General features: G+C 38.0%; 12 protein-coding genes. 2 read left to right on the plus strand and 10 right to left on the minus strand.

All coding sequences use genetic code 11. The features are described from left to right. Positions 1–13 precede the first annotated feature (13 nt). The 5 genes from rpsF to EPA86_RS04525 form a co-directional block, all read right to left on the minus strand. The gene (gene rpsF, locus EPA86_RS04505; protein WP_140602219.1) at positions 14–421 is read right to left on the minus strand and encodes a 30S ribosomal protein S6; all 408 of its coding nucleotides are present in this window, start codon (positions 419–421) and stop codon (positions 14–16) included. A gap of 148 nt (positions 422–569) precedes the next feature. Continuing rightward, on the minus strand, positions 570–1,808 hold the full coding sequence (locus EPA86_RS04510) for a DUF945 family protein (RefSeq protein ID WP_140602220.1): 1,239 nt from the start codon (positions 1,806–1,808) through the stop codon (positions 570–572). A 92-nt stretch (positions 1,809–1,900) separates the two neighbouring features. Continuing rightward, positions 1,901–2,656, minus strand: coding sequence for a 23S rRNA (guanosine(2251)-2'-O)-methyltransferase RlmB (gene rlmB / locus EPA86_RS04515; protein ID WP_140602221.1), 756 nt, complete (start codon positions 2,654–2,656; stop codon positions 1,901–1,903). A 60-nt stretch (positions 2,657–2,716) separates the two neighbouring features. Continuing rightward, a complete protein-coding gene (rnr, locus tag EPA86_RS04520) occupies positions 2,717–5,119 on the minus strand; it encodes a ribonuclease R (protein WP_140602222.1) in 2,403 nt (800 codons plus the stop codon). 85 nt (positions 5,120–5,204) lie between these two features. Beyond that, complete coding sequence (locus EPA86_RS04525) at positions 5,205–5,831, minus strand: tetratricopeptide repeat protein (RefSeq protein ID WP_140602223.1); 627 nt, start codon at positions 5,829–5,831, stop codon at positions 5,205–5,207. Between the two features lie 271 nt (positions 5,832–6,102). Between EPA86_RS04525 and EPA86_RS04530 the strand changes: the two genes are divergently transcribed. Then, positions 6,103–7,254, plus strand: coding sequence for an HD-GYP domain-containing protein (locus EPA86_RS04530; RefSeq protein WP_140602224.1), 1,152 nt, complete (start codon positions 6,103–6,105; stop codon positions 7,252–7,254). Positions 7,255–7,256: 2 nt separating this feature from the next. Then, on the plus strand, positions 7,257–8,279 hold the full coding sequence (locus EPA86_RS04535; protein ID WP_140602225.1) for a GGDEF domain-containing protein: 1,023 nt from the start codon (positions 7,257–7,259) through the stop codon (positions 8,277–8,279). 195 nt (positions 8,280–8,474) lie between these two features. Here the strand turns inward: EPA86_RS04535 and EPA86_RS04540 are convergent, their stop codons facing one another. From EPA86_RS04540 to EPA86_RS04560, 5 genes are all read right to left on the minus strand, one after another. After that, complete coding sequence (locus EPA86_RS04540; protein ID WP_140602226.1) at positions 8,475–11,615, minus strand: efflux RND transporter permease subunit; 3,141 nt, start codon at positions 11,613–11,615, stop codon at positions 8,475–8,477. 12 nt (positions 11,616–11,627) lie between these two features. Next, entirely contained in the window at positions 11,628–12,755 is a 1,128-nt protein-coding gene (locus tag EPA86_RS04545; protein ID WP_140602227.1) for an efflux RND transporter periplasmic adaptor subunit, read from the minus strand. Between the two features lie 136 nt (positions 12,756–12,891). Further along, positions 12,892–14,073: a diguanylate cyclase gene (locus EPA86_RS04550; RefSeq protein ID WP_140602228.1), complete on the minus strand. Its 1,182-nt coding sequence runs from the start codon at positions 14,071–14,073 to the stop codon at positions 12,892–12,894. A 368-nt stretch (positions 14,074–14,441) separates the two neighbouring features. Continuing rightward, positions 14,442–14,783 carry an iron-sulfur cluster insertion protein ErpA gene (gene erpA, locus EPA86_RS04555; RefSeq protein ID WP_140602229.1) on the minus strand — a complete coding sequence of 114 codons (342 nt, stop codon included), beginning with the start codon at positions 14,781–14,783 and terminating at the stop codon, positions 14,442–14,444. A gap of 101 nt (positions 14,784–14,884) precedes the next feature. Continuing rightward, positions 14,885–15,610: a DUF6776 family protein gene (locus EPA86_RS04560; protein WP_140602230.1), complete on the minus strand. Its 726-nt coding sequence runs from the start codon at positions 15,608–15,610 to the stop codon at positions 14,885–14,887. Positions 15,611–15,759 lie beyond the last annotated feature (149 nt).

A 15,759-nucleotide genomic window follows, 5' to 3' on the forward strand; every position in this document is an offset into this window, starting at 1 on the left:
AATCACTGGGTGCTTATTCTTCGCTAGCAGCTTCTTCAGAAGTAACTTCTTCAGCTTTAGCTGGCTCAGCAGCAACCTCTTTCTTAGCTTCGCGACGGTCATCTTTAGCAGCAGCCATAGGTGATGCTTCAGTTACCGCGTCTTTAGTGCGCATGATCATGTTACGAATAACAACATCGTTATAACGGAAAGAAGTTTCTAATTCATCAATAACTGATTGTGGCGCTTCAATGTTCATAAGAACATAGTGTGCTTTGTGTAGTTTATTGATTGGGTATGCTAATTGACGACGACCCCAGTCTTCTAGACGGTGGATTTTGCCTTCAGCAGCATTGATCAAGTCTGTGTAGCGCTGGATCATACCAGACACTTGTTCACTCTGATCAGGGTGAACCATAAATACGATTTCGTAATGACGCATTACGAGCTCCTTATGGGTTGTAGCCTCAAAATCTGGCTCAGCCAACACCAGTGTAGAGGCAAGGAACAAAAAGTTCGGGCTGAATTAAGGAGGCGTATTATAGAGAAAAGCTTTAATAATAACAAGAATAAAAAATAAGCGCCTTTTATCATGGTTTACTGTAATCAGCTTTCTCCCTAACCAATAATCCTTGCTCGATATAATGATTAACCAGTGCGTCCAAGCCATATTTTGATAATAAGGCCTCAGGTGAAGAACCGTTTGCCTTAGCGCTGATGGCGGCCATAATACTCATGATATTTTTAGCATCAAAGACTTCTTTATCGATACTCACAACAAGATCAGATTTAACTTTTCCTTCTGAGGTATCAACACTTAAGTTTTCAACAATTAGCTTTGGCTCTTTAGCAATTAACTTTTGTGCTAACTCTGAGAACTTTACCATGTTATCTTGAGAAGAAAGCTGGTCAATATCATTAGTTAAATTGGCAAAAATATCATTCGCCTCTTGCATTGTATCTACATCCAAACGTATTACTTTCAAATCAAAATCGGCATTGCTAAACACTTCCCCTGCTGAAGTAAGCTCATCAATACGATAATTCACACCGACTTCCATCAAATTGTCATTAACAGTGGAATCGGCATTCATTGATAACCCATTCATGGTTAATAGTGCTTCTTGACCTCCTTCATCAACAGTCATACTTTCAACCATTAACTTGAAGTAACCTGTAGACAAGGTATTTCCTTGAAAATAATTACCATTTATTGCTTGTTGACTAGATTCTAATGAAACAGCTCCTAATTTAACTCGAGTATTTTCTTTACTTATCGTCATACCACCCCAGTTAAATACGCCGTCAAAATCTCGCATATCTGATAAGGTAAATTCACCATAAGCAGGTTTAGAATGAATACTCTCTCCGTCAATGGTTTCATTAATACTTGCCACTTCAAGTTTTGATATGACATCTTTACTAAAAGTGAATAAGCTGGTCAGTTGAACATTTTTATCGATGAAATTAGTCACTCGCTGATTAAACTCACCAACATCGGTATTTAATTTAACTGATGATTTCACATAGCTCATGGCAAATTGCAGTTTTTCATCTGCTAAAATAATAGGGCCAAAATCCAGTGTATCTTCAATAATGATAGAAATTTCTTCAATGTCATCATCGGCTATAAGGAAAGTAATTTCACTAGTCGCTCGGCCACTAAACCAATCTATAGTGAAAGCATTAATTTTAGCCTTTATTGCCGGGTGCTGGTTAAGTTGGCTAAGCGTATTATGGTATTCAGCTTTTATTATGCCACCAAATATTTTTGGCAAAACTAAACATAGTGCAACCACTACGATTAAAGTAATAAAGAGTTTTTTCATTGGAGTCCTTTCCTTGTAGGTTGATCCATTAGTCAGTTACTGACAACTTTCAGTAACTGAGTTGGTAATAAATTTAGTCAATGCTAAACAGATTAAAGTGCTCTTTGTCGCACCATTTCAAATAAACAAATACCCGTGGCTACTGAAACATTTAAACTTGAAACACTACCTGCCATAGGTAATTTAACCAGTTGATCACAGTTTTCACGCGTTAATCGGCGCATCCCTTTGCCTTCAGCTCCCATTACTAATGCAATAGGGCCTGAAAGCTTAACGTCATAAAGACAGGTATCTGTTTCTCCTGCGGTACCGACAATCCAAACCCCCATTTTCTGTATATGCTTCATCGTTCGGGCTAAGTTTGTTACTTGTACTAAAGGGACTGTTTCAGCAGCACCTACAGCAACTTTTCTTACCGTACCAGTAATTTTCGCAGCATTATCTTTGGGTACAATAATCGCTTGAACTCCCGCAGCATCTGCATTTCTTAGGCAGGCACCTAAATTGTGTGGGTCAGTAACGCCATCAAGAATAAGAAGGAAAGGTGACTTATTTTGTTTTTCAGCAAGCGAAATAATGTCATCTAAATCATTTTCAGACAGTACTTTCCCTGGTTTTACTCGCGCGACTACACCTTGGTGTTGCTCACCTTTGCATTTATCATCGAGCACTTTTCGCTGTACCATTTGAGCAGAAATGCCATATTTTCTAGCCAAATTGATAATAGGTAATAACCGCTCATCTTCACGCCCTTTTAACAACCACAGTTCAATAAAACGTTCTGGTGCGCTGTTAATTAATGCATTGATTGCATGAATACCAAAAACTATTTCTTCATTCTTTGCCATGTTTCTTTCCTGTGATAGCACAAGGCTATCGACTGATATTATTCATTTACTGACAAGCAATTATTGTTTTGCTTGTTTTCGAGCATTCTTACCTGGACGTTTTTTACGAGCTGTTCTTTTCTTTGCCTTGCTCTTTTCTTTTTTTACTTTCGTTTTTTTAGGCTTATCTTTAACAAATGTTGCTGAGGCTTTTTTGCTAGATTTTTTACCTTTGCTCGCCTTTGAATGGCTCACTCGCTTAGCGCTGCTTATTTTATTACCTAAGGAGAGGTCTATTTTCTTCTCATCGAGGTTTACCGCAGCAACTTGTACAGTTACAACGTCGCCTACACGGTATTTCACTCCGGTATTTTCACCTGTAAGACACATACGCACATCATCATAATGATAAAAATCTCTACCGAGCGAAGTAATATGAACTAAGCCTTCAATATGGAGATCCTGTAAGCGGACAAACATACCAAAATTAGTTACCGTTGAGATAACCCCTGTAAAGGTATCACCAACGTGATCTTGCATAAACTCACACTTAAGCCAGTCAGAGACATCACGTGTTGCTTCATCAGCCCGTCTTTCTGTCATTGAACAATGCTCGCCCAGCTCAATGACTTCTGGCAATTGATAATCGTAGGCACCAGCCGTCGCTTTTTTAACCAGCTCATCATCTTTATGCTGTTGCTGCAAAATGGCTTTAATCACCCGATGAACAACTAAATCAGGATATCGTCTAATAGGAGAAGTAAAGTGGCTGTATGATGATAAGGCTAAACCAAAGTGGCCTAAATTATCACTTTGATAGACCGCCTGACGCATTGAGCGTAATAACATGGTTTGGATTAATTCTTGATCAGGACGATTAGCCACTTGTCCTAGAATATCGCAATAATCTTGTGGTTCAGGCTCTTCTTTTGGCGGAAGGAAAATACCTAACTCTGTTAAATAACTGATAAAGTTATTGTATTTATCTTCGCTAGGTTTGTCATGTACACGAAACAAACCTGCCTTGTTGTGCTTTTCAATGAACTTAGCCGTCGCCACATTGGCTAAAATCATACACTCTTCAATAATTTTATGAGCGTCATTACGAATTAATGGCTCAATACGTTCAATCTTTTTGTCATCATTAAATATAAAGATAGACTCTTGTGTTTCAAAGGCGATTGCCCCGCGCTTTGCTCTTGCATCACTCAAAGCTAAATACATTTGCTCGAGGTTTTTTAAATCATCCACTCGTGGCTGATATTGCTCAATTAAAGCTTCATCACCGTCAAGGATAGCAGCCACTTTGGTATAGGTAAATCGAGCGTGTGAGCGCATCACAGCAGGGTAGAATTGACTACCAGATAACTTACCTGCGGCACTCACCGTCATTTCGCACACCATACAAAGTCTGTCGACGTCAGGGTTTAACGAACATAAACCATTAGACAGCTTTTCTGGCAGCATAGGAATAACTTGGCTAGGAAAATACACTGAGTTTCCGCGTGAAATCGCTTCCTCATCAAGCGCACTGCCATGTTTTACATAATGGCTGACATCAGCAATAGCGACCCATAAACGCCAGCCTCCAGATTTCTTAGGCTGACAATAAACGGCATCATCAAAATCTCGGGCATCTTCACCGTCAATGGTAACTAAAGGTAGATCACGCAAATCTTTACGCAGCAATTTATCGTTTTCTATGACCTCATCGCTAATGGTAGCCAATTCAGCTTGAATTTGATGTGAAAACTGATGAGGTAAATCATGAGCTCGTAGCGCTATTTCAATTTCCATGCCCGGTGCTAAATGATCACCCAATACTTCAATCACTTTACCTATAGCATTAGAACGTTTCGTGGGCCGTTGAATAAGCTCTACCACAACCATTTGCCCATGCCTTGCCCCTAACTTAGCTTTAGGGTCAATCAAGATTTCTTGTTTAATTTTACTGTCTTCTGGGACTACAATACAAATATGATGATCGACATAAAAGCGCCCAACAATCGGTGCTTTTCTCCCCTCAATAACATCAATAATTTTAACTTCTTTTCGGCCTTTACGATCCGTTCTATCCACTAATATCGCTTGCACAATATCACCATGAAAAACACGCTGCATTTCATGGGAAGAAACATAAAAATCTTTACCACGCTTATCTGCTAAATTTTCATCATCAGGCGTAAAAAAACCAAAGCCATCTCGGTGCCCGATAATTTTACCGGTAATTAAACTGTTCTTAGCCGGAATAGCATATTGCTTAAATTTATTAAAAACTAACTGACCAGCATTTTCCATTGCCCTTAAACGACGCTTTAAGCCAATTAGCTGTTCATCGTCTTTATATTTCAAAAGCTTAGCTAAGGTGGTAAAGGTAGGTGGCGGTGAAGACTTTTCTATTAGCGAGAGAAGTAATTCTCTACTGGCGATAGGTTTCTGGTATTTTTTAGCTTCACGCTGAGCATGAGGGTCATTTAAGGTCACAATAATATTTGATCAGTGATATAGATAATCTGGGGTAAGTATATCACAACCAATTGAGCAATTATCGTGTAAGCGATTGAAATAATTAATTGGTGTAATCAGTTCTTTTTGCTGCAGTGACCACTTTTTCAGGCATTTTTGTTGCCAAATCCTCTAGTAATCGGCTAATTTCTTTATGCATTTTTTTATCGTCTGTAACAGAGTGATGTAACTGAGAATAAAGCGCTGGATAATCTAACGGACTACCATAACCTTGTTGATATATCTTTGCTAAGCGAATTTGAGCGGCAAGGTTGTTTAACGATGCTGCCGTTTTGAGGTAAACAATTGCCTTATCTATGTCTACTTGCATAAATTTACCGACATGATAATAACGCCCTAACTGTTCAAGGCCTTCTGCCAATCCCTGATCTGCGGCAAGGTGCATATAGTGTAGGCCGAGCTGAATATCTTTTTTTACACAAACGCCATATGCCAGCATATCGCCCCATAAAAATTGATATGAAGGCATACTCGCTTTATTAGCACGCGCTTCAATATCTTGAACTAACTGACATTCATCAAGAACAACTTGACTTAAGTGCTTATTTTCTTTAATTAAATCTAATAGTTGATCATCAGTATAAATTTGAACTGCTTGCAGGTTACTTTGAAAAGCCTGAGCAGATAAGGAAAAACAAAGGCTTAAAAAGAAAACTAAAAAAAGTCGCATATTAAACAATCCAATAGATTACTGTGCCTATTTCAAAACAATAAACACAAATAAGTAAGAAACATTAAAAACAATACTTTTATATCGGCCCATAACAGCCAATATTTAATTTTGTGATGAAATATTATTAAGCATAAATTAAGCCAGTTAAAAATTGAATATACATCCCTGTTTGTACTCAATTATATTGTACCTTAGTAAAATAATAGCTAATATAATTTTATAAGAGATCATATCTTCTTAAGTTAACTTTACATAATGGCGTAGTTGAATGCTGACAGAAAAGAAAATTACTGAGATCGCTGTTGGCCACTACGTGGTTAAAATTGCCAAACAAGAAGGGCAATTCTCTCTGACATCTCCTGGCCATATAAAAAGTCTAGCGGTCATTAATAATTTAAAAAGCAAAAAAGTTTACTCTGTTATTATTGACGAAAGTAAGACAATTACTACTCCTGCAACTGAAAGCCCCGAAGTTAAATTTACTGAACAAATAAAAGAAGCGAAAGTCATCTTTGATGAATCTAAAAACATTCAAAAGCAACTTTTTTCTGATGCTCTCACCGGTAGTACTATTGAACTAGACCCTGTAGTAGACATAACAAATAAGTCAATTGAAGCAGTTTTCGAAAACCCTGACTCTTTGGCTTGCATGGTAAATATTCGTGAAAAAGATGAATATTTACTTGAGCACTCCGTAGCGGTCTCCGTATACATCACCCTTTTTGGTCGTTACTTAAAGCTCAACCGAAAAATCATTGAACAACTAGCCATTGGCGCTTTTTTACATGATATCGGCAAAATTAAAATTCCAGACGAAATACTCAATAAACCTGGGAAATTAACGGATGAAGAGTTTACCGTGATGAAAACTCACGCCAATCACTCTATTGATATTATCAAAAAAACTCCCGGTATCAGTAAGCTCGCATTAGAAATAGCGGCATTACATCATGAAAAGCTCGATGGCAGCGGCTATCCGTTTAATGTGCCTGGCGATAAAATAAGTAAATATGGTCGCATGATCGCTATTTGTGATATTTTCGACGCCTTAACAGCTACACGTGTGTACAAGAAGGGCTTCCCACACAACAAAGCTTTTGCCATTCTGCGTGAATTAGGACAAAACAACCATTTAGATGCCAGCTTAGTAGATCATTTTATTCGTTGTGTTGGTGTATTCCCAGTGGGTACCTTAGTGCAACTAGAATCAAAAAAGCTCGCGGTAGTAAAAGAGCGCAATGATACCTGCCCTACAAGTCCTAAAGTACATTCTTTCTATAGCGTAAAACTTAATCACTTTTTAAACACACAAGAAATAGACTTAAATAACAGCGACGATGCGATAGTCAAAGGGGTTCGAGCTGAAGAATTTAATCTAGATATGAATAAAATTATTGAAATGCTACTTATGGATGGTTAGTTATGGATAATTCTGCTGAACAACTGCAACAGTTATTAGCAAACTCGAGAACTAATGAAGTTATTGCACAAAAGCTTTTTGATATTGAAACTGAAATATTAGCTTGCCATACCAGTAATGAGCTTTTACAGAGACTTTTAACCCTCATTAGAGACAAGTTCTCATTATCTGATATTGCGTTATTAATTGTTCAACCTACACCCATTGCATACCTTTTAACAGACAACCTGACTTCCCATTGGCATAAAGAAAATTGTTTTAATATCGATGATAAGAGCCTTAACTCGTTACACCAACACGCTCAAAAGCCCCTACTCATTAATAATATTAAGCAACTTGACCATATTCTCCCCGAGTCATTATTAGCACAAACGGGTTCTGCGGCACTAATCCCCTTAATATTAGAAGGAAAGCTGTTCGCAAGCTTATTCTTAGCTGACCAAAAGAAAGACAGGTTTAATCCTCAGCTTGGTACATTTCATCTAGAGCAATTGGCAGTTAAAATAAGTTTATGTTTATCTAACGTACTCATTCGAGAGCAACTCGAATACATGGCCAATTACGATAGATTAACAGGCGTTGCTAATAGACGATTAATGGAGGTCACTATTAATGAAGAGTTAATGCGTCAGCAGCGATATAACATCCCGTTTTCAGTACTGTTTATTGATTGCAATAAATTCAAACAAATCAATGATACTTATGGACACGATTGTGGCGATGACGTACTGAGTTATGTTGCCCAAACCATTGAGCATTTGATTCGCGAAAATGACAAGTGTTTTCGTTATGCCGGCGATGAATTTGTGGTAACACTTGCAGGGCAAGGTTACCAGCAAGCATTAGAAGTTGCTAAGCGATTAATGGCATATTTTCAGACTAACCCCATGCCCTACCATGATAAAACACTTGCGGTAACTATTAGCTGTGGTGCAGCAGTTAGCGATGGTAAAAAAACCATGAGCGAATTACTAAAACAAGCCGATCAGCAATTATATCTGCAAAAGAAAGTTCCCGTGAGTTAGCACAAACTTGCCTAATAACAGATTATTAAAAACAAAGAAAAGCCATACCCACAACAGTCAATATAGCTTTTTATTAAGATGAACAGGTTTTTAGTTTACTGCAAGCTATTGCCTAAAAGTCCAGTTTTTTACTGTTATCAAATTGTCGTCAATTTTTCATGACGCAATAAAATAACTACAGAACAAAACTAATTATTACGCTGCATGACTAACTTTTTTGGGAGTTACCTTACTGCCTGACTTTATCGACGATAATTTTGCCTCTTTTCGTTTATCTCTTAATACTAATAAACAAGGCGTTAAAACTAGTGTCAGTAAAGTAGCAAACGCTAAGCCACCTGCAATCGCTGTTGCTAACTGAGTCCACCATTGTGTTGAAGGCGCACCAAAAACAATTGTTCTTTCAAAAAAGTCTAGGTTGACCTGCAGAACCATTGGCATCAAGCCTAAAATAGTCGTCGTTGTTGTTAATAGGACTGGACGCAAGCGTTGAGCACCTGTTCTTAAAATGGCATCGACAACTGCATAACCTTCTTTTCTTAATACATTGTAGGTATCTATGAGTACAATATTGTTATTCACTACGATCCCCGCCAGAGAAATAACCCCTATTCCTCCCATCACAATACCAAAAGGCTTTTGCACAAGAAGTAAAGCTAAAAATACCCCAACTGTTGAGAACACTACCGCACTTAAAATCAAAAAGGCTTGGTAAAAACTATTAAACTGTGTCACCAAAATCATTGCCATAACGAAAAGCGCAATACCAAAAGCATTCACCAAAAACTCTTCAGACTCTTGCTGATCTTGATTTTGCCCTTTGACTGCAATATCAACACTAGGGTGAATGCCTAGTTCAGGAAATTGCTGCTGCAAAACGGGTAATACGCGTTGTAATTGAGCACCAGGAACCAAGTTTGCCTGAATTGTCACAACTCTTTTCGCATCAACTCGTCGAATGGTATCAACTTTAGGAGCTGCCTTTCGTTCAACAAAACTACCTACTGGTACTAAGCCTGAAGCTGTTTTTAAACGCAATGAGTCTAGTCGACTAATATTACGTTTTTCTTCAGGAAAGCGCACTCGAATATCCAACTCATCATCAACATCATCGGGGCGATATTCACCGAGCTTTAAACCATTAGTCACCATTTGAACACTAGATCCAACAAGCGCAGCATCAGCACCATAGGTCGCAGCTTTATTTCTATCAACAACCAACTGCCATTCTATACCGGGCTTTGAGCCTGTATCTTCAATGGCGGTGAATTTTCCACTGTCTGTTAAGGCACCACGAATTATCCCTACAGAGTCTTGTAACTTATCTGGAAAACGTGAACTCAGTTCAATTTTCAAGTCTTTACCACTTTGCGGGCCATTCTCATTTTTACGTACTTCGATTTCAACACCTGCTAAATCAGCAGTACGCTCATGTATTGTGGCAATCACGTCATCGGCACTACGTCTTAACTGCCAATCAACCAAGTTAACCCTAAAAGTACCTACTTGGTTGTTGCCGCCTGTTCTAGTATATAGAGTCTCGATTTCTTCCATGTCTAAGATACGATCTTCAATAGAGAACATGATGGCATCTTTTTCTTGAACAGATAAATCACCATGGGAGCGAACTACCATGGTGGCACTCTCTGGCTCTACTTCAGGGAAGAAAACCATGCCTAAGCCAGACTTGCTATATAAAACGATCACGACAAAAGCAATTGCAAAAGTGGCAATTACAACTTTCCATGGGTGTTTTATCGCTGACGTTAACAAGCCAATATAACGGCCAGTAAAACCAGTTAACTGAGATAAATCCCCTTCTTCTGCCTGAACAACTTGCTGCTTTTCTTTTTCACTAATGGCTCTAGCTTTACCAAAAACAGTACCTAATGTTGGCACGAATATGAGCGCCATTGCTAAAGAAGCGGTTAATACGGCAATTAAAGTAAAAGGCAAATACTTCATAAACTCGCCCATCATGCCAGGCCAGAACATCAAGGGAGCGAATGCAGCTAATGTTGTCGCGGTTGAGGCAATAATAGGCCATGCCATTCTTTTTGCTGCTAAACTATAAGCCACTTTACGAGAGCGACCTTCGTTCATTTCGCGATCGGCAAATTCTGTCACCACTATCGCGCCATCAACAAGCATACCAACGGCCATAATAAGACCAAATAAAACGACGATATTGACCGTCATTCCCGCCATAGCAATCACAAGGATACCTGTTAAAAATGCCCCAGGAATTGCTAAACCAACAAGTAAGGCTGTACGCGTACCTAAAGCAGCTATAATAATAATGACAACCAATAATACCGCTGAAAAAACATTATTTTGTAAATCCGTTAACGTCTCTTTTATTTCATCAGATTTATCACCAACATAATCAACATTGACATGATTTGGCCACTTTAAGCGGTTCTCCTCAACAATTTCTTTGACCTTATTTACCGTATCGATAATGTTCTCGCCAGAGCGCTTTTTCACTTCAAGCGAAATAGAACGATGACCATTTAGGCGTGCTATAGACGTTGGATCTTTATATGCTCTACGCACTGTTGATACATCTTGGAAAGTTATGACTTTATCACCATCTACCTTAATTGGTAGCTCAAGTAAGTCTTGTATATTTTCAAAGACTGATGGCACTTTTATAGCGAAACGTCCTTTGCCTGTATCCATAGTTCCCGCAGGTACTAAACGGTTATTACGTTCTACTAAGTTATAAATATCACCCTGATCTAAGCCATAGCTTTCCATTAATAAGGGATCAACAAGGATTTCTACCATGTCTTCTCGATCACCACCAATATCAACTTCAAGCACTTCATGCATGGCTTCAATTTTATCTTTCACTGAACGAGCAAGCGTAATTAAACCGCGCTCCGTTACAGGTCCTGAAAGAATAACCGTCACTGCCGCTTCTTGGTTAGCCATAGTCACTTCATGAACTTCAGGCTCTTCTGTGTCGCTTGGCAATTTTGCCTTGGCTAGAGTGACTTTATCTCGCACGTCTGCCAATGCTTCTTTGGGATCAAGACCAGCAACAAACTCTATAGTCACTGAAGCATGACCTTCACCCGCATTAGCACTCATTTCTTTTATGCCCGCGATAGATTTAAGCTCATTTTCCATCGGACGCACTAACATGCGCTCAGCATCTTCAGGCGATATGCCATCATGCACCATAGAGACATAAATAATTGGAATAGTAATATCTGGGTTTGATTCTTTTGCAATATTGGCATAAGTAATTGCACCTGATACCAATAAAAGCACGAACAACATTAAGATTGAGCGCGTACGCTGCAGCGCAGCATCAATAAGGGTTAGCATAGAAACTCCTAATTACTTACTGTTATTGTCGTTAACAGTTTCACTGCTTGGCTGGGCAAATATTGCATCTACTCGATCACCCGCTCTAACAAAGCCCTGCCCTAAAGTGATAATGTCACTTTGATCACCCAAGCCCGTTAACCAAATACCATCACTTTCACTTTTAATAATATTAATAGGGGTAAATTGCACTATGCTCTCATGCACTGATTTAACACCGATATTGCCCTTTTCATCTAAAGCAAGTAACGCTGGAGAGATTTTAATAGCGGGCATTTCTTCCACTTCAATAATCATTTCACCACTTAACCCAGCCAGCAACTTTCCTTCGTCGTTAGGTATTTCTACTTCTATCTTAAAAGTATTAGTGGCATCGTTAGCAACACTAGCAATATAACGCAGTTCACCCTGTGCTCTTTGTTCATTAAGCAATAGCACTTGAGCTTTCATGCCCACAGCTATTTTATTGATTTGTTTTTCCGTTACATGAGCTCTGACAATTAAAGGATTTAAATCAGCAATCATCGCGATATCATCACCCGAAGCTACATAGTCTCCTACCTCAACATATCGCGTATTCAGTACACCAGAAAATGGCGCTCGAATAATAGTATTTTTTATATCTAACTCTAATCTTTGTATCTCTGCTTTTACCGCTTCAAGGTCGGAGAAAGCTTGCGCTAACTGCACTTCTCCTTGATATCCTTGCTTATTAAGCTTCATCGCTCCTTTATATTCAATTTCACGTTGTTTTAATAAAGCTTTACTGCGCGTGAGTTGTGAAGGTAAATCGTTTAAGGCGATTTCAGCAATGACCTGTCCCTTAGTTACTGTAGAGCCTCTTTTAGCCGTAACTTTAACAATTTTTCCACGTACTTCTGCCTTTAATGTTGTAACACGATCTGGTTCAGTTCGTCCGTAAAGCTCAATGGTTTGAAAAATATCACTCGCATGAAAAGTTTCCACTTTGACTTGTGCTTTAACTTGAGGCTTTGCTTCTGATTGAACATCTAAGGATTCTGAAGAACTAGCAGCATGGCTGCCTGATGCCATCCATAGAATAAGTAGTACCGAAATAATTGCAGCAATGATATATGGACGTTGTTCTAGCCAACGAGTATTTAGGGTGAATTTAGTCATAATGTCTCCATTTTAATGGGCTTATTATAACTTTTTTTGCTTTTAGTTGAAAAAGCTATCTTGCTACAAAATGTTTAAAAATTGTTTACCGTGCAATAGCTATCAATCAACTTGATTAAATAGCGATAAGTTCACATTAAGCAACGCTACTATTAAAGACAAAACAACCTTTGCCTTTTTCTTTCGCTTGATAAAGCGAGAAGTCTGCACGCTCTAATAATTGGCTAGGATTTATGACACCATTAAAGTGTTGTGCCACACCAATACTGACACCAATTTTTACGGAGTTTTCTTGATAGTGGATGACTTGTGAAATAACCTCCACAACACGCGTTAAAATTGCCACTAAACTTTCATTCGATATCGCATTATTTAATAAAATAACAAATTCATCACCACCAAATCGAGCAACTATGTCATGCCGGCGAAAGCAGCTTAATAGTCGCTGAGCGGTAGTCTTTAATACGTAATCTCCACAGGCATGCCCAAACGTATCATTAATGGGTTTAAAGCCATCGAGATCTAGAAAAGCGACCACAGCATGTATTGGTTCACGTTTACTTTTTGAGGCTAAGTTTTCCATTTGCTCAAGAAAATATTGGCGATTATATAATTCAGTCAAATTATCATGAAAAGCTAGAAACTTTAGCCGTTCTTCCAGCTCTTTGCTTTTTTCTATCTCATCTTGCAAGCTGATCAAAGTATGCTCTAACTCACTGGTTCTTGATTGAATTTTTTCCTCTAATTGATCTTTATGTTGCTGTAACTGTGATAGCGTATCGGTTAACTCTGCGTTTTGTTTAAATAAAAATAATGCTGCTGCAATAACATGACTAATTAAATTCAGTACATCAATATCTTGCTGAGAATACTCTTTACTACTACGGTACGATTGAATAACAAAATCACCTAGAAATTCACCTTGGTGAATCAACGGAAAACACAGCCATTGCTCAGGAATAGTTCCCAATACACACACCTCTCCTTGCTCACCTAGTATCTCTATTTCGTCACGCGTTAAACAAACCACCTGTTTCTTTTTAATCGCATACATGGTTAATGTTTTGAAAAGCTTTTCTAAGGGCACTAAATTCAAATCATCAGTGGAAATATCATCAATAACATCTTGATAATAAGGAAAAGTGACATAACGTGTAGAGGCGCTTACTAGTACCACATAAAAATTTTCAGCATAGAGTACTTCTTTTAAACTTTGGTGTATCGAACTCAATAAGTTAAAGGTACTTTTACTAGTTCCCAAGTAAGCAAAGATTTCTCGCATAAACGCGACCGTAGAAGATTGGCTATCATCTACCATAGGCACTCCATACCAATATGTCTGCAGTTTTGAAAAGTCATTTAACTATAGCACAAGGATACTATTGTCAATGTTGACTGAGATAAGACAGCACAAATGAGTTTAAAGGCAAGGCACAAAAACGCCGACATAAAGTCGGCGTTTTGGGTATTACAATATGTTAAGTAACCTCAACTCGGGATAAGAAATTAGCTAGCTATTTGAAATGTATGTAAACTAATATTTATCATTATTCTAGCTTGGCTATTTTTCTTAATACAAGGCAAATTAGTGCGTCAATAGCTAGTCTATTGCAAACTAATTTAACGCTGTAGTAAGGAAAATAGACTGCTAGAAAGCAAGTTGTTATCTCGAGCTGAGGTTAAGTATTAAATTGAAAATGATGAGCCACAACCACAGGTTGTTGATGCATTTGGATTGTTCACTACAAAGCGGCTACCTTCCAGGCTTTCAAGATAGTCTACTTCCCCATCAACAAGATATTGAAGGCTCATAGGGTCAATCACCATAGTCACACCTTGTTTTTCAATCGTCATATCACCGTCATTAACTTTTTCATCAAAAGTAAAACCGTATTGAAAACCAGAGCAACCGCCACCTGTCACATAAACACGTAATTTTAGTGCTGGATTTTCTTCCTCTGTGATCAAGGCTAAAACTTTATTAGCTGCGGCATCAGTAAATTTAATCGGTAACTCAGGGTTTGACATGGCGCTCTACTTATTACAAATAATACAAATAAAATAAACTTAAAAGATTAAGCCTAATTAAGGGGGCTAATTATCTTAAACCTGACCAATTTAATCAAGTATTATAATTGCTCATCAATGTACCAGGGAAAACTCTTCTCTAACTTGTAATACTTTTGTCCGCGAGCTTTAGGTACTGTAGCTGTAATGTGAATTTCTTCAGGAGTAAACCCTTGAGGTAAAGTAAACTTCCCATTAATGATTTGAAAGTACTGAAAATTAAACGATAAAGCTTTTTTAGAAATATCTGCAATGTCTTTCAATTTTAACTGTTTAGGCTTGCCTGCTAAACTACCAGAAACCGATATATCAATATAACCTTTGCTAAATCGCCTTTTTAATTGCTGTTGAACTAATGCTACTTGAAATTGGTAATGTTCAGCGCTTTGAGTAGCAAGCACTTTAACATTATCAATCACTAACCCGCCTGCATCCTTCTCAGGCGCCATCACCTTTTCATAAAAAGCGAGTTGTTTTTTTACTTCATAATGTTCTTCTGCGGTTTCTTTTAAAATAGCTTGTGCTTCTTGATTAGCCATTTGTTCAACTGCAAGCTCAACTTCTAAAGTGTGTATACGCGCTAGCTGTTGAGATTGCTCAGCATAAAGTTGCTCTAATCTTTCTTTTTGTTGTGCAAGTGTCATCAATTGCTGCTGTTGAAAATAATTACCTAACCGATAACCAATAAACACACATAAACTTATTAAAAGAAATAAAAACAGTGCCGACTTAAAAGGGCCTAATCGCTGGCTGACAATTTTAAGATTTATTTTTGCTAACCAATTCATTTGTAACGTACAATAACCTTATATTTGAAAGAATAAGGGCTGCTGGCTATTTCATCACTATTGAAATAATGAATAATCATTCACAGCAAATTAAACCAAATACGCCGATTTGATAAACCTTTCGCTGTTGACCCTTATATTTAAATCTT

This window comes from Litorilituus lipolyticus (assembly GCF_006439335.1).
GTDB classification, from domain to species: Bacteria; Pseudomonadota; Gammaproteobacteria; order Enterobacterales; family Alteromonadaceae; genus Colwellia; species Colwellia lipolytica.

Bases quoted from the DNA above. Each gene is read 5' to 3' on its own strand.
- EPA86_RS04550 (WP_140602228.1), bottom strand. From the start codon at position 14,073: ATGGTAGATGATAGCCAATCTTCTACGGTCGCGTTTATGCGAGAAATC.
- EPA86_RS04545 (WP_140602227.1), bottom strand. From the start codon at position 12,755: ATGACTAAATTCACCCTAAATACTCGTTGGCTAGAACAACGTCCATAT.
- erpA (WP_140602229.1), bottom strand. From the start codon at position 14,783: ATGTCAAACCCTGAGTTACCGATTAAATTTACTGATGCCGCAGCTAAT.
- EPA86_RS04535 (WP_140602225.1), top strand. From the start codon at position 7,257: ATGGATAATTCTGCTGAACAACTGCAACAGTTATTAGCAAACTCGAGA.
- rpsF (WP_140602219.1), bottom strand. From the start codon at position 421: ATGCGTCATTACGAAATCGTATTTATGGTTCACCCTGATCAGAGTGAA.
- EPA86_RS04560 (WP_140602230.1), bottom strand. From the start codon at position 15,610: ATGAATTGGTTAGCAAAAATAAATCTTAAAATTGTCAGCCAGCGATTA.
- EPA86_RS04540 (WP_140602226.1), bottom strand. From the start codon at position 11,615: ATGCTAACCCTTATTGATGCTGCGCTGCAGCGTACGCGCTCAATCTTA.
- EPA86_RS04525 (WP_140602223.1), bottom strand. From the start codon at position 5,831: ATGCGACTTTTTTTAGTTTTCTTTTTAAGCCTTTGTTTTTCCTTATCT.
- EPA86_RS04510 (WP_140602220.1), bottom strand. From the start codon at position 1,808: ATGAAAAAACTCTTTATTACTTTAATCGTAGTGGTTGCACTATGTTTA.
- rlmB (WP_140602221.1), bottom strand. From the start codon at position 2,656: ATGGCAAAGAATGAAGAAATAGTTTTTGGTATTCATGCAATCAATGCA.
- EPA86_RS04530 (WP_140602224.1), top strand. From the start codon at position 6,103: ATGCTGACAGAAAAGAAAATTACTGAGATCGCTGTTGGCCACTACGTG.